Source organism: Streptomyces sp. NPDC046379 (assembly GCF_055587785.1).
This window is the reverse complement of sequence record NZ_JBVJFP010000005.1, coordinates 18,279-35,725: the sequence shown is the minus strand read 5'-3', so window position 1 is coordinate 35,725 and position 17,447 is coordinate 18,279. Positions and strand designations below refer to the sequence as shown.

Genomic DNA, 17,447 nt, shown 5'->3' with positions numbered 1-17,447 from the left:
CGGCGGCGCGCGGTCTAGGCGGTGGGGGCGCGGCGCGCGGTGCGTCCGGAGATCTGGAGCCGGTCGATGACGCCGGTGGCGGGGTCGCGGTGGAAGCGCCCGCCCGGTTCGCGCCGGCCGGTGGCCGGGTCGACCAGGTCGTAGGTGAGGTCCGGGTGGCAGACGAGCGGCAGGGGGTAGTCGCCGTCGACGGAGAGCGTCGGCATGCCGTCGCCGTCGAGCTTGACGGCGTACTCGACGCCGCCGTTGCGGTAGACGCCGGCGCACTCGGGCAGCGGTACGGCGGGCCCGGTGCGGGTGGGCGCGGCGGCGGTGGGCACGCGCACGCCGGTGAGGTCGGCGAGGTCGGCGGCGAGGTCGCGCCACAGGGCGGTGGCGCCGCCCGCGTTGCCGGTGAAGGCGACGACGACGCCGCTGTCCGCGTCGGCCCGCAGATGGCAGGAGGTGCCCTGGGCGTTTCCGTCGTGGCCGCACCACACGCGGCCGTCCTCCTGGAAGAGGGCGAGGCCCAGTCCCCAGGCGTCGGCCAGGGCGCCGGGGTCGGCGGCCGGTTCCGGTTGCCGCATCCGGGCGGCGAGCGGGGCGGGGAGCACGCGGGTGCGGCCGATGACCGCCCTGCCGAGGGCCGCGAGGTCGGCGGCGCTCGCCAGCAGGGCGCCGGCCGGGGCCTCCACCGGGGCGAGGTTCTGCCGGGCCGGGCGGACCTGCCCGGAGGCGGTGTTGAGGGCGTGGCCGCCGGCGACGGGGCGGGCGGGGGCCGGGTCGCCGAGGAAGGCGGGGGTGATGCCGAGGGGTTCCAGGAGCAGGGCCCGTATCGCCTCGTGCCAGGTCATGCCGGTCACTTCGGAGACGAGCCGGCCGGCGGCGACGTAGCCGGCGTTGGAGTACGAGAAGCCGCTGCCGGGCGGGAACAGGGCGTTGTGGGCGGTGCAGACGGCCGACAGATAGCGCGCGGCGGTGGCGCCTGCGGCGCTGTCGGAGTCGGGGCCGGTGGGCAGGCCCGAGGTGTGGCTCAGCAGGTGTCGTACCGTCAGGTCGGGTAACGCGCGTAACTCGGGCAGGAGTTCGGCGACGGCGTCGTCGAGGTCGAACTCTCCGTCGTCCGCCAGGAGCAGGACGGCGGCGGCCGTGGCGACCTTGGTGACGGAGCCCAGCGGCACGGCCGTGTCCGCGGTGAACGGTGCTCCCGTCACGGCGTCGGCCGTGCCGGTGTGCAGGGATATCAGCTCCGTCCCGGTGTCCACGGCCACCTGGGCGCCGGGTACCCGGTGTTCGCGGGCGAGGGTGTCCAGGCGGCTCTGCAGCGCCCGGCGGGCGGGGGACGGCGGCCGGTCGAGGGCCGAAGCGGCTGTGGGGTACGGCATGAGAAGGGGACTCCTCGTGAGAGCGGGTGCGGGGAGAGCGGGGTCGGGCCGCGTGGGGAGCGGTGCGGGGTGCGCGGGGTGCGCGTTTACGGCCCGGTGACGGCGATCGGCAGCCGGCGTACGCCGACCAGGACGGCGGGGTTCTGGTAGGCGACGTCCTCGTAGGAGGGGACCGCGATGCGGGAATGGCGTTCCAGCAGCGTGCGCAGCGCGATCCGGGCCTCCAGCCGGGCCAGGGGCGCCCCGAAGCAGAAGTGGATGCCGTGTCCGAACGTCAGATGGGGGTTGGGGCTGCGGGTGACGTCGAAGACGTTCGGGGCGGTGAAGCGGGAGGGATCGCGGTTGGCGGCGCCCAGGTGGACCATCAGCAGGGCGTCGGCCGGGATCTCGTGCCCGCCGAGCACGACCGGGCGGGTGGTGCGCCGGCCCAGTTCGGGAAAGGGGGGCAGCCAGCGCAGCACTTCCTCGATGGTGTCCGGGAGCCGGTCGGGGTCCTCGCGCAGCGCGGCGAGGGTGCCGGGGTGCCGGTCGAGGGTGACGACGGCGTTGCCGAGCAGCGCGGTGGTGGTGATGTGCCCGGCGACCAGCAGCAGGGCCACGAATCCGACGATCTCCTCGTCCGCCAGGCGGGTGCCGTCCACCTCGGCGGCGAGGAGCTTGCTGGTGAGGTCGTCGCCGGGGTGCGCGCGGCGGTGGCGGATGTGGTCGAGCACGTAGCCGTTCATCTCGCGCACGGTCGGCGCGATGGCCTCCAGCGCCCGCTCCAGGTCGGCCATGTCGAGGCTCTCGCCGAGCTGGTCCCCGGCGAAGAGCGTGCCGGCCCATTCCTGGAACAGCTTGTGGTCGCCGGCCGGGACGCCGAGGAGTTCGGCGATCACGATGATGGGCAGGGGATAGGCGAGGGCGTCGACCACGTCGAACACGTCCTGGTCGGCGACCCGGTCCAGCAGGTCCGCGCACACGGCCTCGATGCGCGGTGCGAGTCCGTGCACCACTCTCGGGGTGAAGGCCTGGCTCACCAGGGTCCGGAGTTTGCGGTGCTCCGGCGGGTCCATACCGACGAAGTTGCCCCTCCGGAAGGCGTCGAAGTCCTCCTGGGCGGGGGTGATCGGGGTGAGGTCCGAGGAGTACGTCGCCGGATCGGCGAGCACGGCCGAGACGCCCTGGTGGTCCACGACACGCCACAGGCCCTGCGCCGCGTCGTGGGTGACGGGGTCCGCGTCGGCGAGGGTTCTCCACCGGTCGGACAACGCGTCCAGGACCGAGGCGGTCCCCGTCAGTTCGCTGCTTGACACCGTTTCTCCTTGGGTGAGGACGCGCGGGCCCTGCGTGGCCACGGGTGGAACGGACGCGCCGCTGCTCGGCCGCCGGGTCCGCCCCGGCCGGCGTGGAGGGTCGAAGGGGCCCCGGGCGGGGCCGTCAACAGACCGGAGAGCGCATTCCGTACGGCAGGGCGGCCACAAGGGCCGTTTCGGACGTCCGCCGCACCGCCGACCGGGCCGCACGCACGCGGCCGGACTGCGGCACACCCCTCGGGCACCAAGCAGACATCACACATCTCCCAGCGACTCTTCCCGCGCAGCGGCTGCGCGGGACTTCCCCTGTCCCACGATGGTGCGTTTCACGCTAAGAACACAGGTTCGACCCGTTTGGTCCCTGTCGAACGCGCTCACAGTCTTCACGGTGGGTCACGAGATGGCAACCCCCCGAAGTTGAACGGGAGATGCCCCAGCGCTCGCACGCCCTGACCGCGTGTATCCCGTCACCCGACCTTCAAACTCGACGCTCCCGAGAAAAGTCAGATTTTCTTCGCCGACCTGGTGGCACGCACGCCGCCACCAGCCCCAACAGCCTCACCCGAGCCGTTCGGCGTGACGCAAAGGCACCGGCGTGCGAACCACTGCACCGGCGCTCGGAGTCACCTCGTGTGCGCGGGCGTGCACCAAGAGGTAGACGCCGTCTCGAGGTGAGCTTGAGGCCGAGGACGGTTACCCGGACCCCGGGAGTGTGTGACGCACGAGGACGACGAGGCAGGAAAACACCAGGCTGGAGACCAGGCGGAAGAGGAGGAGAGGACCATGGCGCACCGTACGAGTGCCCGGGACGTGGTGAAGGCGATCAAGGGCGTCGACTTCCCGGCGGGCAAGGAGGAACTGGTCGAGGCGGCGCGCGTCTCCGGCGCTTCTCAAGAGGTCGTCAAGGCACTGCGCGGTATTCCGCCGGAGAAGTACGCGAACCGCGAGGAGGTGGCCCGGTCGGTGCGCGTGGACCCCGACTCCGATCTGGGCCTGTCCCCGTCACAGCGCGCCCTGCAGGCACGGGAGGGCGGCCGGCCCGGCCAGTCCCAGCATCTGCGGGAGACGCCCAAGCCGCCCGTGCAGGACGAACTGGACGGCTGACGGACCGCGCCCGACGGTGCGGAAAAGGGGGCGCGGGAGGTGAGCGGGATGATTCCCGAGCCGGTCCCTGAGCCGGAGCCGGAGGCGGAGGCCGAGTTCGCGCCGGTGCCGGAGGCCGAGTCCGCGTCGGTGCCGGTGTCCGTTCCCGTGGACGGCACCGTGCTCGACGGCGATCTGACGGTGCCCGCCGGCGCCCGGGCGGTGGTGCTGTTCGCGCACGGAAGCGGCAGTTCCCGGTTCAGCCCCCGCAACCGGGCGGTCGCCGGTCGCCTTCTGCGGGCGGGACTGGGCACGGTGCTGCTCGACCTACTGGGCGAGCGGGAGGAGCGGGCGGACGCCGTGACGGGCCTGCACCGCTTCGACATCCCCCTGCTGGCGGGGCGGCTGACGGCGGCCGTGGACCGGCTGGCGGCCCTCCCCGGCGCCGCGGGCCTGCCGGTCGGCCTGTTCGGGGCCAGCACCGGCGCGGCGGCGGCACTGGTCGCGGCGGCCGAACGGCCCGGGCGGGTGTACGCCGTGGTCTCCCGCGGCGGCCGGCCCGACCTGGCCGACGACGCGCTGCGGCGGGTCGCGGCACCGGTCCTGCTCCTGGTCGGCGGCCGGGACGAGGAGGTCCTGCGCCTCAACCGGCGGGCGGCCGGGCAGCTGACGGCCCCGCACGAACTCCGGGTCGTCGAAGGCGCCACCCATCTCTTCCCGGAGCCGGGCGCGCTGGAGGAGGTGGCCGAGGCCGCCGCCGAGTGGTTCCTGTCCCGTCTGCACGGGCAGGCGTGACCTCGCCGCCGCACCGGGAGGCGCGACCTCGTCAGTCGCTGTGCGGCGCGACCTCCTCCGGTCGCCGACGCCCCGGGGCGCCCGGCTGGTCCCCGGCGGTCGCGTGCTCGGCGGTGAACCGTACGACCGTGTCCGCGTGGTCGGACAGGTAGAAGTGGTCGCCGGGCAGCACCTCCAGGCGGAAGCCGGCCGTGGTGTGGCTCTTCCAGGCGGCGGCCTCCTCCACCGTCGCGCGCGGGTCGCGGTCGCCGGTGAGGCAGAGGACGGGCACGTCCGCCACGGCGTCCGGTGCGGGGCGGTACCGCTCCACCGCCCGGTAGTCGTTGCGGATGGCGGGCAGCAGCAGTTCCATCAGCTCCGGGCTGGTGACGACGGCCGAGTCGGTGCCGCCCAGGCCGGTGACGTGGTCGAGGATCTCCTGGTCGGTGCGCAGCACGGGGTCCTCGCGCGGGGCCGAGGGCGCGCCCCGCCCGGAGACGACCAGCCGGCAGCGTCCGCCCGCGCCGAGCGCGGCCAGCCGCAGCACCGCCTCGAAGGCGACGGACGCCCCCATGCTGTGCCCGAACAGCACCAGCGGCGCCGGCCCGGCCGCCAGCCTGCGCAGCGAGGGCGTCACCTGGTCGGCGAGGCCCTCGACGGTCGTGACGAACGGCTCGCCGAGACGGTCCTGCCGCCCCGGATACTGCACGGCCGAGACGTCGTACCCCTCCGGGAACCGCCGCGCGAACGGGAAGAAGAACGAGGCGGCCCCACCGGCGTGCGGGAAGAACACCACCCGCGCGCGCGGCCGTTCGGCACCGCGCAGTTCCCTGATCCAGGGGTCGTTCCCCGCCATTCCCGCATCCCGCCCTTCGTCTTCGCGGCGCTCCCGCCCGCGGCACGGAGATAATGCGGTCCGGCGGACCAGCGCCGCACCTGCCGTGCTCTGCCAGTGAGGTGGTAGCCCCGTGAGCATCGTCGATCTCGCCGCGCTCGGCGAGTCCTTCACCCGCGACCCCTACCCCGTGTACGCCCGATTACGTGCCGAGGGCCCGGTGCACCGCGTCCGGATGCCGGAGGGCAAGGCGGAAGCCTGGCTGGTCGTCGGCTACGAGGCCGGACGCGCCGCGCTCGCCGATCCCCGCCTGTCCAAGGACTGGGCCAAGGCCTCCCCCGCGCTGCCGCTGGGCGCGATCTCCTCCGGGCCCCACATGCTCAGGGCCGACCCGCCGGACCACACACGGCTGCGCAGACTGGTCGCCCGGGAGTTCACCGCGCGCCGGGTCGAGGAACTCGCCCCCGGCATCCAGCGCACCACCGACGCCCTGCTGGACCGGATGCTGGCGGCGCCCGACGGCCGGGCCGACCTCGTGGAGGCGCTGTCCTTCCCCCTGCCCATCTCGGTGATCTGCGCCCTCCTCGGCGTCCCCGACCTGGACCGGGACTCCTTCCGCGCCTGGTCGAACGAGGCGCTCGGCGCCACCGAGCCCGAGGTCCGCAGGGCCGCCGCCGCCTCGATGGCCCGGTACCTGGAGCAGTTGGTCGCCGACAAGCGCGAACGGCCGGGCGACGACCTGATGAGCGCCCTGATCCACGGCTCGGACGAGGACGGCGACCGGCTCTCCCCCGAGGAACTCCTCGGCATGGCATGGCTGCTGCTCGTCGCCGGTCACGAGACGACGGTGAACCTCATCTCCAACGGCGTCCTCGCCCTGCTCACCCACCCCGGCCAACTCGCCGCCCTGCGCGCCGACCTCTCCCGCATCGACGCGGCCGTGGAGGAGATGCTGCGCTACGACGGGCCGGTGGAGACCCCCACCTACCGCTTCACGACCGAGCCCGTGACGATCGGCGACACGGTGGTGCCCGGCGGCGGCGAACTGGTCCTGGTCGCACTGGCCGACGCCGACCGCGACCCCGGCCGTTTCCCCTCCCCCGACCGCTTCGACATCTCCCGCGACGCCCGCGGCCATGTCGCCTTCGGCCACGGCATCCACTACTGCCTGGGCGCCCCACTGGCCCGGCTGGAGGCCCGCATCGCCATCCGTACCCTGCTGGAACGCTGTCCCGATCTCGCCCTGGACGTCCATCCGGCGGCCCTCGCCTGGCGGTCGGGAATGATGATCCGCGGCCCGGTGAGCCTGCCGGTGCGGTTCACCGCGTGACGGGACGTCCGGAAGCCGGGACGGGAGCCGGGGACCGGACGCCGGACCGGAGCCGGGGACCGGACGCCGGACCGGAGCCGGGGACCGGACGCCGAACCGGAGCCGGGACCGGACCGGGAGTCGGGATCCGGATGTCCCGGCTCCGGTGAGCGGCGCGGCCCCGCCCGGCCGGTCAGCCGATGCGAGCGCCGTACACGTGCTCGACCGCCATCGTCATCAGCACCCGGCGGTCGGACACCATCACCGACCGGTACTCGGCCCAGTCCGGGTGCTCACCGGCGGCCAGCCGGTAGTAGTCCACGAGCGCGTCGGCCTCGGGGCCGTGCGGATCGGTCCCCGGGCCGACGAGCGTGACCGTGCCCTCGGCGGTGGCCCAGGAGCGGCCGTCGGGGGCGGTGACCTCCAGCGCGGCCCGCGGGTCCCGCCGCAGGTTCGCGGTCTTGGCCCGGCCCTCGGTCATCGACACGTACAAGCGCTCGGCGGCGCGGTCGTAGAACGGCATGACCGGGGAGAGCTGCGGCCGGCCGTCGGACTTGATGGTGGCGAGGACGCCGAGCCGGCTCTCGGCGAGCAGGGCGCGGGGGTCGAACGCGGCATCGGTCATGTCATGCCTCCGTGGGCTCGCGGAACTGCTCGATCAGAGCGGCATAGCCGTCGCCGCCGTGCCCGCCGGCGACGGCCCGGGCGGCCAGTGCCCGGACGAAGCGCGGCAGTTCGGCGCTGACGCCCAGCGACTCGCTCTCCTCGACCAGGTGTTCCATGGCGTTCAGATGGATGTCCAGGGTGGCGTCGAGGGGCGGATACGCGCCGTCCTCGACCTGCTGAGCGTAGCCGGGCAGCCAGTCGGCCACGGTCCCGACCGCCGTCCGGGCGAGCGGCGCGAACCTCGTCGCGTCGACGCCGGCCGCGCCGAGCAGGGCGGCGCCCTGGAGGAAGCCGTTCATGACGCTCCACATCAGGCTGAGCCCGGCCTGCTCGAACAGGGCGGCCAGGGCGGGGTCCTCGCCCAGGTGCTCGGTGCTCGCCGCCAGGGCGGCGAGGTCGGCCGCGTGGGCGTCGAAGACGTCGCGCGGCCCGCTGTAGACGACGATCGCCTCGTCCGTGCCGACGGCCTGCGGCACGGCCATGATGGCGCCGTCGAGATAGCGGCCGCCCAGGTCCGCCACGCGGTCGGCCGTCTCGCGCGCGGCCTTGGACGTGCCGGAGGACAGATTCACCAGAACCCGTCCGCCGAGCGACGCGTCCACCTGGTCCAGGAGTGCGCGCACGGCGTCGTAGTCGGTGACGCAGACGATCACCAGCGGGCCGGCCGCCACCGCCTCGGCAGGCGAACCGGCCGCCCTCGCGCCCCGTGCGACCAGTTCCCCCGCCTTTGCCGCGGTGCGGTTCCACACGGTCGTGGGGTGCCCGCGGTCCAGGAAGGCCCCGGCCAGCGCCTGTCCCATCAGTCCCAGCCCCAGGACCGTCACCGGGACGGGCTTCCTCGCGTCGCCGTCGTCGCTCATCGTCGCCACTCCTTCATATGTCCGCACATTCACCTGACTTCGCGGGCATCCGCCCCCCGGCGCGGACGCCGTGACAGAATCCTGGACATTCACACCGGTATGAAGGTCAAGGGGGAGACCGGCATGTTGATCGGCGAGCTGAGCCGCAGGACCGGGGTCCGTACCCACCAGCTGCGCTACTACGAGGCCCAGGGACTGCTGAAGCCCCGCCGCAGCCCGGGCGGGTACCGGGAGTACGGCGACGACGCGGTGCTGACCGTGCGCCAGATCAGGAAGATGCTGGAGGCGGGTCTGTCGACCCAGGACATCGCGTTCCTGCTGCCCTGCGCCAACGGCCCGACGCCCGAGTTCTACGCCTGCCCCGAGCTGGTCGACGCCCTGCGCGCCCGGCTGCACGCGCTCGACGAGCAGATCGACACCCTCACCCGCTCACGCCGCGCCCTGCGCGACTACCTCGCCGACACGGAACGCGACGGGCGGCAGTACGCGCCGGCGTGACGGCGGGCGGCCCGCCGCGCGTATACGATTCCGGTCCTGCCGGTTCGGGACGTGTGCGGAGGGTGACGGCTGATGGGTGACGCGGCGGCCGACGACGGGGCTGCGCGGGTGCTGTGCGACACCGGGGCGCTCACCGCCGAGGCGTCGGCCACCGGGGCGCTGTGGCGACTGGCCGAGCCGGGCCGGCAGCTGGACGCCAACGTGGTGCGCGTCGCGCCGGGCGCCGGCGTCGGAGCCCACACGGAGCCCGACCTCGACGTGCTGCTGCTCGTGCTGGCCGGCGACGGCGCCCTCTCCACCGGGCGGGACCGACGGCCCCTGGCCGCCGGCGCTCTGGTCTGGCTGCCGCACGGCGCCGCGCGCGGTCTCGTCGCGGGCGAGGACGGGCTGACGTATCTGACGGTGCACCGCCGCCGCCCCGGCATGCGCATCGGGACACGCCCCGGCGTCTGACCGGACCGGGCCGGCCGGCCCCGGCCCGTCGCGGGCGGACGTGGACGGGACGGGCGGGGGGGGACGGAGGCGGACAGAGGTGCGGCCCGGACCGGCATCCGGGTCCGGGCCGCGGTGCGGCCGGCTCGCTCCTTTCGGGCCGGCGTACGGCGTCCCCGTCAGGCCGGCGTACGGCGTCCGGGCTTCGGCGGCCGTTCGGCCGCCCTGGCCGCCGCGCTCGCCCCCAGGGCGAGCAGCAGGCCGATGACGCCGACGACGACGTTGTTCCAGACCGACCGGGTGGTGCTCACGTCGCCGGCGACGACCCACGGCGCGACGATCGTCCAGGCGCCGAGGGCGCAGGCCGCCCAGGCCATGCCGTGGGTGCGCTCGTAGGCGCGGCCGAAACCACCGCTCATCAGCAGCGCGTAGGCGATGCCGACGATCAGGTTGTTGACCGCCAGCGCGGACAGGTTGCTGAACCCCGCGATCCACGGGGAGGCCGCCAGGTACACGCCCGTCAGAAAGGCCAGGGTCTCGATGGCCTGCGCCTTGGGAGTGCTCGCGGCACGCTCCGCCATCTCGTGACGGTTGCGTATGTCGATGATGTCGGGATGGGTCTCCATGGGGGACCCGTGAGAGGTTGCCACTCCCATCACCTCCGGAAGTTCCGGCTCGATGGCTCCCCCGAGTAACCCGCGACGCGCGGGTCGAACCGTCCTGCGGGGCTGCTTGCGCGGTGATTTCCCGCGGTCATTCCCCGAGGACGCGTTCCAGCCAGTCCGCGGCGGCCCGGCGGAAGAGCCGGCGGTTGTCCGCGCGCAGGAAGTCGTGTCCCTCGTCGCGCAGGGTGAGCAGCTCGGCGGGGATGCCGCGCTCGCGCGCGGCGCGCACGAACTGCTCCGACTCCCCCGGCGGCACGTTGGTGTCGTGCTCGCCGTGGACGGCGAGGAGCGGGACGCGCAGGGCGTCGATGCGGGTCATCGGCGACAGCGCCCGCAGCAGCTCGCGGTCGCGCTCGGGGTGCCCGTACTTGTGGGCCGCCGACTCCGCGATCCAGGGCTCCGTGCCGGCGAAGAAGGTCAGGAAGTCCGACATGCCGCAGACGGCGACGCCCGTGCGGAACAGGTCGGGGTGCCACACGAGGGAGGCGAAGGACAGGTAGCCGCCGTAGGAGCGGCCCATGACGGCCAGTCGGGTCGGGTCGGCGGGGCCCGCCTGCACGGCGTGGGCGGCGCAGTCCGCGACGTCGTCCAGCGCGGCGAAACGGCCGGCGCCCAGGTCGGCGTCGACGAAGGACCGGCCGTGCCCCGAGGAGCCGCGCACGTCGGGTGCGAAGACGTCCAGGCCGCGGCCGAGCAGCTCGTGGTAGAGCGGGTTGAACACCGGGCGTTCCTGCTCCTCCGGGCCGCCGTGCAGATGGATCACGCAGGGCGCGGGGACGTGCGAGGGGCGGCCCGGCGCCCTGTAGTACCAGCCGCTCAGCGGGAGTCCGTCGCGGGCGGTGAGCCGCAGCGGGACGGGGCGGACGGGCGGACGGCCGGGCGGGACGGCGTCCTCGGCCCGTGAGGACCAGGGCGTGCGCAGCAGGGACACGCCTTCGTGGGCCCACCACACGCCGGGCCGGCGCTGGGAACCGGACAGGGCGAGCAGGAGCCGGCCCGTCCCGGCGGGGGTGATGCGGGTGACGACCTCATGGGGCAGGGGGACGGGCCTGGCGGGGCCGGTGGCGTCCGTGGCCCGGTGGGCGGGGAAGGTCTCGACGAGTTCGAGGTCGCTCGCGCCCTGCACGTTCCAGGCGAGTGCGGCCGTGCGGCCGTCGTGGGCCAGGGCGAGCAGCTCCAGGTCGCTGCCGTCGCGTTCGGCGACGACCGCGCGGCCGAGCGGCTCCCCGCCGGGGCCGAGCGCGACGGCGAACAGCGCCGCGAACTCCCGGTCGGCGTTGCTGCGCAGCCACAGCGTCCGCGCGTCGGGCGAGAAGCGGCCGATCCACGGGTCGCCGTCGGCGACGGCGAACGTGCCGGTCGTCGCGGAGTCGGCGAGCCGCCGGATCACCGCCTCGCGTCGCCCGCGCGGTCCGCGCCGCAGCAGCGCGAGCCCGCCGTCGTGGCTGAGGTCGCAGACCCGCAGGGTGGCGGCGTGCGTCTCGGTGGCGACGAGGACGGGGGACGCGATCCCGTCGGGGTCGATCAGATACGCCGACAGACCGCCGCCGGACCGGACGGCCGGGCCGCGCGCCGCGGCGCCGTAGGGGACCGCCCCCAGCAGCGTCGCCCGGCCGTCCCGCCCGGGCGCCCGGCCGGCGAGGGGCCGGAACTCCGCGAGCGGGGCACCGGCCGGTACGCCGCTCGTGCCCGGCGCGCCCGGTGCGCCGAGCAGCGTCGCCCGGGCGTCCGTCGTCGCGTCGTACGGCACCCCGCCCAGCAGCGTCGCCCGGCCGTCGCGGCCGGCCCAGTCGGCCGGCGGGACGGGGTGGGTCTCCCCCGGGGCGCCGGGCTCCGCGCCGTCGGGCGGCCGGGCGCCGGACGGCGGGGCGACGGTGACCGCGACCGCCGAGCCGTCGTGGGCCCAGCAGCCCAGGTAGGCGGAGCTGTCCGGGTCGGCCCCGGCCAGGATGCGGCGGCCGGTGCCGTCGGGCCGTACGCACAGCACCCGCGAGTGCTCCCCGCCGCCCGGCGCGGTGGTGTAGGCGATCCAGCGGCCGTCCGGCGACCAGGACACCTCCTTGACCGGATCCGGGGAGGAGTCGAGGACGTGGACGTCGTCGCCGTCGACCGGCCCGGCCCACAGCTGGGGCACGCCGCCCCGGTCGCAGATGAAGGCGACCCGGGTGCCGTCGGGGCTCGCGGAGGGATACCAGCAGCCGTGCGCGTGCAGCCGGGTCACCGCGTCGCGCGGGCCGCCCGCGCCGGGCAGCGGCACGGGCGCCGGGGCGGCGGCGCGGGCCGGGTCGCCCGCGTCCGCCGCCGTCCGCGCTCCGTGCGCGTCGGTCACTTGATTCCGTGCGTCTGCAGCCATATCTCCAGCAGGGCGATCTGCCACAGGGCGTTGGCCCCGCGCCGGGTCCGGTGCTCGTCGGGCGCCGCGAGCAGCTCGGCGACGTACGACTCCTGGAACAGGCCGCGCTCCTTCGCCTCCGGCGCGTGCAGCGCCTCGCGCACCCGGTTCAGGACGGGGCCCGCCATGTGCTTGATCGCCGGGACCGGGAAGTAGCCCTTGGGCCGGTCCACGACCTCGCGCGGCAGGATCTGACGGCCCGCCGCCTTCAGCACGCCCTTGCCGCCGTCGGCGAGCTTGAGCTCCGGCGGGCAGGCCGCGGCCAGCTCCACCAGCTCGTGGTCCAGGAACGGCACCCGTGCCTCCAGGCCCCACGCCATCGTCATGTTGTCGACGCGCTTGACCGGGTCGTCCACGAGCATGACGTGCGTGTCCAGGCGCAGGGCCGCGTCCAGGGCGGTCTCGGCGCCGGGGTGCGCCATGTGCTCGCGCACGAAGCGTCCGGACACGTCCTCGGCGGGCAGCATGTGGGGCTGCAGGACGCGGGCGAGGTCGCCGTGGGGTCGGTCGAAGTAGACGTCGGCGTACCGTTCGGGCTCCTCCTCCCGGGCGACCTCGGCCAGCCGCGGGTACCAGTGGTAGCCGGCGAGCACCTCGTCGGCGCCCTGGCCGCTCTGCACCACCTTGATGTCCTTGGACACCTGCTCGGACAGCAGGTAGAAGGCGACCACGTCATGGCTGATCATCGGCTCGCTCATCGCGGCGACCGCGCCGTCCAGCGCCGTCGACACCCGGTCGGAGGGCACCATCAGCCGGCGGTGGTCGGTGTCGAACTCCTTGGCGACCAGGTCGGAGTAGTGGAACTCGTCCCCCTCCTCGCCGCCCTCCGACTCGAAGCCGACGCTGAACGTCATCAGGTCGCGCTGGCCCTCCTGCGCGAGGAGCGCCACGATCAGGCTGGAGTCCAGTCCGCCGGAGAGCAGCACGCCGACCGGCACGTCGGCGACCATCCGGCGGCGTACGGCGGTGCGCAGGACGTCGAGCACGGCGTCGCGCCAGTCGTCGGCGTCCATGCCCGCGTACTCGGCGCGCCGGGTGTACGACGGCTGCCAGTACACCCGGTCGCGGTGGGCGCCGTCCGGCTCGATCACCCGCACGGTTGCGGGCGGCAGCTTGCGCACGCCGTTGAGGACCGTGCGGGGCGCGGCGACGGTGGCGTGCCAGCTCAGGTACTGGTGGACGGCGACCGGGTCGAGCGAGGTGTCCACGTCCCCGGCGGCGAGCAGGGCGGGCAGCGACGAGGCGAACCGCAGCCGGCCCGGGGCGTGGGCGAGGTACAGCGGCTTGATGCCGAGCCGGTCGCGGCCCAGGACGAGGCGTCCGGTGCGGTGCTCGACGAGCGCGAAGGCGAACATGCCGCGGAACCGCTCCACGCAGGCGGTGCCCCATTGCCGGTAGGCCTTCAGCACGACCTCGGTGTCCGAGGTCGACGCGAAACGGTGGCCGAGGCCGCGCAGTTCCTCGCGCAGCTGCCGGTAGTTGTAGATGCAGCCGTTGAAGACGCCGGTGACGCCGCCGGCCTCGTCGGTCATGGGCTGCGCCCCCTGCTCCGACAGGTCGATGATCTTCAGCCGGCGATGGCCGAGCGCGACCGCGCCGCGCGTCCACGTCCCGCTGCCGTCGGGGCCGCGGTCGGCGAGCCGGTCGCTCATGCGCCGGACCGCCTCGAGGTCGGGCCGTTCGCCGTCGAAACGTATCTCCCCGCTCAGACCGCACATGCCGCGCCGCCTCCCTTCCGAGTCCGGTGGTCGGTGTCCCGCGGAGGAGGCGCCGCGGCGCGCCGTGCGGCCGCGGCCTGGGCGGTGCTGCTGGACATGAAGGGATCTCTCCTGAATACGAGGGTGTGAAAGGTTCCGGGGGGCGTGCTCGGCGCGGTCAGCGGCCGACGGCCTCCGGCTTTCCCGGGACGCGGGCCGTGCTCCGGCCGTCGGTCGGAAGGCGTCGTCCGCGGGTGAGGGACGCGGCGCCCGGGCGCGGGCGTTCGCCGCGCGTCTGGGCGATCAGCAGGTCCACACAGGCGAGCAGGTCCTCCTCCTGCGCCGTGCGGCGGATGCGCCGGGCGGCGCTGCCGTGGGCGAGGGCGGAGTCGGTCAGCGCCCGGACGGTGTCCCAGTCGCCGTGGGCCTCCAGGGCCGGGCGCAGGCGGGCGAGGAGTCCCCGCACGACGTGCGGGGCGGGCGCCTCGCACCGGGTCTCCGGGTCGATCAGGGCGCCCTCCAGGCCGGACCTGGCGGCCCGCCAGGTGGCGCCGCGCAGCCAGTCGTGGCGGCCGTCGCACTCGGGCGCGTCGCCCGCGTCCAGCCGCTCCCGGGCCTCGGTGACCAGCGCCCGGAACAGCCCGGCGACGAGCACGACCGTCTCCACGCGCGGGCAGGCGTCGCACACGCGCAGCTCCAGCGTCCGCAGATGCGCCGAGGGACGGACGTCGTAGTAGACCATCCCGGCGTCGCTGATGACCCCGGAACGCACCAGGGATTCGACCGCGGCGTCGTAGTCGGCGGCGTCCCGGTAGCAGCCGATGGGGCCGGCGGTGGGCCAGCGCTGCCACAGCAGGGTGCGCCAGCTCGCGTAGCCGGTGTCGGAGCCCTGCCAGAAGGGCGAGCTGGCGGACAGGGCCAGCAGGACGGGCAGCCAGGGCGAGACCGCGCAGGCGACCCGGACCGCGGTGTCGCGGTCGGGCACGTCGACGTGGATCTGGGCGCCGCAGATGAGCTGTTCGTCGGCGACCCGGCGGTACTCCTCGACCATGTGCCGGTACCGCGCGCCCTCGGTGGGGCGCGGCGGGCCGGCCGGGGCCAGCGGCGCGGTGCCCGCGGCGACCACGGCGAGCCCCAGCGAGGAGGCGACCGCGTCGAGCCTGCGTCTGGTGGCGTGGAGGTCGGTGTACAGGTCGTGCAGCGAGGCGTGGACGCCGCTGTTGGTCTCCACGGTGGTCCGGTGGAGTTCACTGGTGAAGGTCCGCCGGGGAAGCCGTCGCAGGACCGGGTCGGCGCGTGGCACGAGCAAACCGCTCTCCACCTCCAGGACGTGGAACTCTTCCTCCACTCCGATGCGAATCGTCACGGTCTCTCCTCGGGCGGTGCGGCATCGGTGACAACGTCCGAGTGCCCAGGACGGCGCACCGTAAGCCCCTGGTGCCCATCTGAGACACTCACATCACAGATGAGCGATTCTCCTGCCACCGTGGGACGCATGCGGCAACCGTTCTCTGGAGTAGGCTCACGAGCCATGTCGCACCCTGATGACCTGCTCGTCGACATCGCTGCGATGGTGGAGTCGGAGCACAGCAGTCGGATGTCCCTCACGGTGGTGGTTCCGGGGGCCGTGATCACCGGACGGCTCGCCCCCGAGACCCTGTGGAAGGAGCGCGTGGCGGAAGTGCTGCGCGACTCCGAGCAACTGCGGGGATTCGCCCGGCCCTTCACGTCGTCCGGCGGCGCGGACGGCCGCCCCACGCATCTGCACTTCCATGTCGCGCGGATCCTCCAGGGCAGCTACGGCATCCCGGACACCGGCGGCATGTTCCGTGTGGCCATCGCGGACGTGAGCGCGTGGACGGTGGGGGACATCAACTACTCGGATCAGTGAGCCCATAGGGCGGGCGACACCGTTTCACGGCCGGTTCGGCCCAAGGCCGGTGTTCTCGCGCGGGGAGGGTAGAGGCTCGGTGTGAAGCGGTCAGGCTCAGGAAGAGGGCGGATCGGATGGACGGAGCTGTGCCGGACGACGATCGGCTGATCGGCGCCCAGCTGGTGCGGGCGTCGGCGGCCTACGAGGGCAGGTCGGGCGACATCGCCCAGGGCCGTGCCCTCGCCCGAGCCTTTCTGACCCGGGTGCAGTCGGCGCACGGCCTGCCGGTGTCGGGGCGGGCCATGGACGTGGTGCAGCTGGTGGTCAGCGAGTTGCTGACGAACGCCTGCAAGTACGCGCCGGGCCCGTGCCTGCTCGACCTGGAGGTGGTCGAGGGGCGCGTCGAGATCACGGTCTGGGACAGCGACCCGGTGCTGCCGGTGGCCCGGGCCGCCGATCCCGGCCGGGTCGGGCAGCACGGTCTGGAGATCGTCATGGCCGTGTGCCAGAGCTTCGAGGTGCACCGCGAGCCGGTCGGCAAGCGCACGACGGCCGCGGTGGAACTCGCCGACGATCCCGGCGGCGACGCCGCGGGCCACCGGCCCTGAACCCCGTCGGCCCGTTGCCGGCACCGCACAGCCGGCCCTGTCGGCGCCGCGGCCGACCGCGGCCACGGCATGCGCGCCGGCGCCGTGCGTCCTCGCATCCTGCCTCTCGGCGGCCCACCGCGGTCGTGCGCCCATGGGACCTCCGTCCGGGCGGGTCCGCAACCGGAGGCGGGCCGTCTCCCCGGTCGGGAGGCCCGCGAAGTCGGTTCCGGAGAGCCGCGGGGCCGGTTCCCGGAAGCGCGGGCCCGGAGTCGCAGGCCCTCGGCGTCCGGAGTCAGAAGTCCTCGGCGTCGCGGGGCGGCAGCTGGGTGCGCAGCCTCTTCCAGTACCGGTACACGTGCCGCTCGGCCTCCCGGAGCACGGCGTCCGCGTCCGACCTCGGGCGGCGCGACCGGCTCGCCGCCCAGCGCAGCATCAGGACCAGTCCGGTGGCCGCGCCCGCGGTCAGGGCGGGCAGGGCGTGACGACCAGTCACGGCGATCAGTACCTCCCGTGCCGCCCGGCCGGCGCTCGGCGCCGCCGCCGGGTCAGCGCTTGGCGCTCTCCTTGATCTCGGCCATGTCGGCCTTGACGCTGTGGATGGTCTTCCGGGGCGCCGGCGGGGCGGCCCGGCCGACCTCCTTCTTGCCGACGAGCGCCAGCACCGCGGCGATCACTCCGAGCACGGCCGTGACGATCAGCGCGGCGGCCCACACCGGCAGCGGCACCGCGAGCGCGGCGATCGCCGTGGCCACCAGGGCCTGCAGCGCCAGGAAGCCGACCAGGCCGGCGCCGCCGAACAGGCCGCCGCCCTTGCCGTAGCGCCTGCCCTTCTCCTTCATCTCCGCCTGCGCCAGCCGCATCTCGCCGCGCACCAGCTCGGTCAGCTGCTGCGAGGCGCGCCGCACCAGCTCGCCGACCGGTTCGTCGCCCGGCGTCGTCCGCCGGATGTCGCCGTCGACGGTGCTGCCGCCGTACCGGTTGGATCCGCTCATCGTGATCACCTCTCCGCCTGTCCGGGGGACCGAGTCCCCAGAACCCGGGGGGAGAACACCTGGCCGCCGGGCCGCGACGCGGCGAGGGCCCGAACGGGACGCAGGGCGGTGGAGGGCCCGGC

Annotated in this window: 18 protein-coding genes; 7 read left to right on the top strand and 11 right to left on the bottom strand. The window is 74.5% G+C overall.

What is annotated here, in order from left to right; translation table 11 throughout:
• Nucleotides 1-14: 14 nt before the first annotated feature.
• The gene (locus tag ACZ6KF_RS11155; RefSeq protein ID WP_469157753.1) at nt 15-1,364 is read right to left on the bottom strand and encodes a serine hydrolase domain-containing protein; all 1,350 of its coding nucleotides are present in this window, start codon (nt 1,362-1,364) and stop codon (nt 15-17) included.
• A gap of 86 nt (nt 1,365-1,450) precedes the next feature.
• Nucleotides 1,451-2,659 carry a cytochrome P450 gene (locus ACZ6KF_RS11150; RefSeq protein ID WP_469157754.1) on the bottom strand — a complete coding sequence of 403 codons (1,209 nt, stop codon included), beginning with the start codon at nt 2,657-2,659 and terminating at the stop codon, nt 1,451-1,453.
• A gap of 783 nt (nt 2,660-3,442) precedes the next feature.
• Between ACZ6KF_RS11150 and ACZ6KF_RS11145 the strand changes: the two genes are divergently transcribed.
• Nucleotides 3,443-3,763, top strand: coding sequence for a DUF2795 domain-containing protein (locus tag ACZ6KF_RS11145; RefSeq protein WP_469157755.1), 321 nt, complete (start codon nt 3,443-3,445; stop codon nt 3,761-3,763).
• Between the two features lie 48 nt (nt 3,764-3,811).
• Nucleotides 3,812-4,537, top strand: coding sequence for a dienelactone hydrolase family protein (locus ACZ6KF_RS11140; protein WP_469238182.1), 726 nt, complete (start codon nt 3,812-3,814; stop codon nt 4,535-4,537).
• Nucleotides 4,538-4,568: 31 nt separating this feature from the next.
• Here ACZ6KF_RS11140 and ACZ6KF_RS11135 read toward each other — a convergent pair whose 3' ends face one another.
• Nucleotides 4,569-5,372 (bottom strand): thioesterase II family protein, encoded by an 804-nt coding sequence (locus ACZ6KF_RS11135; protein ID WP_356634058.1) that lies wholly within the window; start codon nt 5,370-5,372, stop codon nt 4,569-4,571.
• A 112-nt stretch (nt 5,373-5,484) separates the two neighbouring features.
• Here ACZ6KF_RS11135 and ACZ6KF_RS11130 point away from each other — a divergent pair, with 112 nt between their 5' ends.
• A complete protein-coding gene (locus ACZ6KF_RS11130; protein ID WP_469238180.1) occupies nt 5,485-6,681 on the top strand; it encodes a cytochrome P450 family protein in 1,197 nt (398 codons plus the stop codon).
• Nucleotides 6,682-6,853: 172 nt separating this feature from the next.
• On the opposite strand, the gene ACZ6KF_RS11125 is transcribed toward ACZ6KF_RS11130, so the two are convergent.
• Complete coding sequence (locus ACZ6KF_RS11125) at nt 6,854-7,285, bottom strand: PPOX class F420-dependent oxidoreductase (protein ID WP_356634054.1); 432 nt, start codon at nt 7,283-7,285, stop codon at nt 6,854-6,856.
• 1 nt (nt 7,286) lies between these two features.
• Nucleotides 7,287-8,186 (bottom strand): NAD(P)-dependent oxidoreductase, encoded by a 900-nt coding sequence (locus ACZ6KF_RS11120; RefSeq protein WP_469174916.1) that lies wholly within the window; start codon nt 8,184-8,186, stop codon nt 7,287-7,289.
• A 123-nt stretch (nt 8,187-8,309) separates the two neighbouring features.
• Between ACZ6KF_RS11120 and ACZ6KF_RS11115 the strand changes: the two genes are divergently transcribed.
• Nucleotides 8,310-8,684, top strand: coding sequence for a MerR family transcriptional regulator (locus ACZ6KF_RS11115; RefSeq protein ID WP_356634050.1), 375 nt, complete (start codon nt 8,310-8,312; stop codon nt 8,682-8,684).
• Between the two features lie 72 nt (nt 8,685-8,756).
• Nucleotides 8,757-9,137 carry a hypothetical protein gene (locus ACZ6KF_RS11110; RefSeq protein ID WP_356634048.1) on the top strand — a complete coding sequence of 127 codons (381 nt, stop codon included), beginning with the start codon at nt 8,757-8,759 and terminating at the stop codon, nt 9,135-9,137.
• A gap of 158 nt (nt 9,138-9,295) precedes the next feature.
• Here the strand turns inward: ACZ6KF_RS11110 and ACZ6KF_RS11105 are convergent, their stop codons facing one another.
• The 4 genes from ACZ6KF_RS11105 to ACZ6KF_RS11090 form a co-directional block, all read right to left on the bottom strand.
• A complete protein-coding gene (locus ACZ6KF_RS11105) occupies nt 9,296-9,742 on the bottom strand; it encodes an SPW repeat protein (RefSeq protein WP_356634046.1) in 447 nt (148 codons plus the stop codon).
• Between the two features lie 127 nt (nt 9,743-9,869).
• A complete protein-coding gene (locus ACZ6KF_RS11100) occupies nt 9,870-12,134 on the bottom strand; it encodes a S9 family peptidase (protein WP_469238177.1) in 2,265 nt (754 codons plus the stop codon).
• The gene (locus ACZ6KF_RS11095) at nt 12,107-13,891 is read right to left on the bottom strand and encodes an N-acetylglutaminylglutamine amidotransferase (RefSeq protein ID WP_469238175.1); all 1,785 of its coding nucleotides are present in this window, start codon (nt 13,889-13,891) and stop codon (nt 12,107-12,109) included. Before ACZ6KF_RS11095 ends, ACZ6KF_RS11100 begins: the two co-directional genes overlap by 28 nt.
• Nucleotides 13,892-14,048: 157 nt before the next feature.
• A complete protein-coding gene (locus tag ACZ6KF_RS11090) occupies nt 14,049-15,236 on the bottom strand; it encodes a carboxylate-amine ligase (protein ID WP_469174920.1) in 1,188 nt (395 codons plus the stop codon).
• A gap of 165 nt (nt 15,237-15,401) precedes the next feature.
• Here ACZ6KF_RS11090 and ACZ6KF_RS11085 point away from each other — a divergent pair, with 165 nt between their 5' ends.
• Together ACZ6KF_RS11085 and ACZ6KF_RS11080 are read left to right on the top strand one after the other, a co-directional pair.
• The gene (locus ACZ6KF_RS11085) at nt 15,402-15,761 is read left to right on the top strand and encodes a hypothetical protein (protein ID WP_356634038.1); all 360 of its coding nucleotides are present in this window, start codon (nt 15,402-15,404) and stop codon (nt 15,759-15,761) included.
• A gap of 116 nt (nt 15,762-15,877) precedes the next feature.
• Nucleotides 15,878-16,351, top strand: a complete 474-nt coding sequence (locus ACZ6KF_RS11080; RefSeq protein WP_356634036.1) for an ATP-binding protein — start codon at nt 15,878-15,880, stop codon at nt 16,349-16,351.
• A gap of 274 nt (nt 16,352-16,625) precedes the next feature.
• Here the strand turns inward: ACZ6KF_RS11080 and ACZ6KF_RS11075 are convergent, their stop codons facing one another.
• Both ACZ6KF_RS11075 and ACZ6KF_RS11070 read right to left on the bottom strand, forming a co-directional pair.
• Nucleotides 16,626-16,826, bottom strand: coding sequence for a hypothetical protein (locus tag ACZ6KF_RS11075; RefSeq protein WP_356634034.1), 201 nt, complete (start codon nt 16,824-16,826; stop codon nt 16,626-16,628).
• Nucleotides 16,827-16,878: 52 nt separating this feature from the next.
• Nucleotides 16,879-17,325, bottom strand: a complete 447-nt coding sequence (locus ACZ6KF_RS11070) for a phage holin family protein (RefSeq protein ID WP_356634032.1) — start codon at nt 17,323-17,325, stop codon at nt 16,879-16,881.
• Nucleotides 17,326-17,447: the final 122 nt, after the last annotated feature.

Excerpts from the sequence above, each read along its gene's own strand:
- ACZ6KF_RS11155 (WP_469157753.1), bottom strand. The coding sequence starts at position 1,364 with ATGCCGTACCCCACAGCCGCTTCGGCCCTCGACCGGCCGCCGTCCCCC.
- ACZ6KF_RS11145 (WP_469157755.1), top strand. The coding sequence starts at position 3,443 with ATGGCGCACCGTACGAGTGCCCGGGACGTGGTGAAGGCGATCAAGGGC.
- ACZ6KF_RS11140 (WP_469238182.1), top strand. The coding sequence starts at position 3,812 with ATGATTCCCGAGCCGGTCCCTGAGCCGGAGCCGGAGGCGGAGGCCGAG.
- ACZ6KF_RS11135 (WP_356634058.1), bottom strand. The coding sequence starts at position 5,372 with ATGGCGGGGAACGACCCCTGGATCAGGGAACTGCGCGGTGCCGAACGG.
- ACZ6KF_RS11125 (WP_356634054.1), bottom strand. The coding sequence starts at position 7,285 with ATGACCGATGCCGCGTTCGACCCCCGCGCCCTGCTCGCCGAGAGCCGG.
- ACZ6KF_RS11120 (WP_469174916.1), bottom strand. The coding sequence starts at position 8,186 with ATGAGCGACGACGGCGACGCGAGGAAGCCCGTCCCGGTGACGGTCCTG.
- ACZ6KF_RS11115 (WP_356634050.1), top strand. The coding sequence starts at position 8,310 with ATGTTGATCGGCGAGCTGAGCCGCAGGACCGGGGTCCGTACCCACCAG.
- ACZ6KF_RS11110 (WP_356634048.1), top strand. The coding sequence starts at position 8,757 with ATGGGTGACGCGGCGGCCGACGACGGGGCTGCGCGGGTGCTGTGCGAC.
- ACZ6KF_RS11105 (WP_356634046.1), bottom strand. The coding sequence starts at position 9,742 with ATGGAGACCCATCCCGACATCATCGACATACGCAACCGTCACGAGATG.
- ACZ6KF_RS11100 (WP_469238177.1), bottom strand. The coding sequence starts at position 12,134 with ATGGCTGCAGACGCACGGAATCAAGTGACCGACGCGCACGGAGCGCGG.
- ACZ6KF_RS11095 (WP_469238175.1), bottom strand. The coding sequence starts at position 13,891 with ATGTGCGGTCTGAGCGGGGAGATACGTTTCGACGGCGAACGGCCCGAC.
- ACZ6KF_RS11085 (WP_356634038.1), top strand. The coding sequence starts at position 15,402 with ATGTCGCACCCTGATGACCTGCTCGTCGACATCGCTGCGATGGTGGAG.
- ACZ6KF_RS11080 (WP_356634036.1), top strand. The coding sequence starts at position 15,878 with ATGGACGGAGCTGTGCCGGACGACGATCGGCTGATCGGCGCCCAGCTG.
- ACZ6KF_RS11070 (WP_356634032.1), bottom strand. The coding sequence starts at position 17,325 with ATGAGCGGATCCAACCGGTACGGCGGCAGCACCGTCGACGGCGACATC.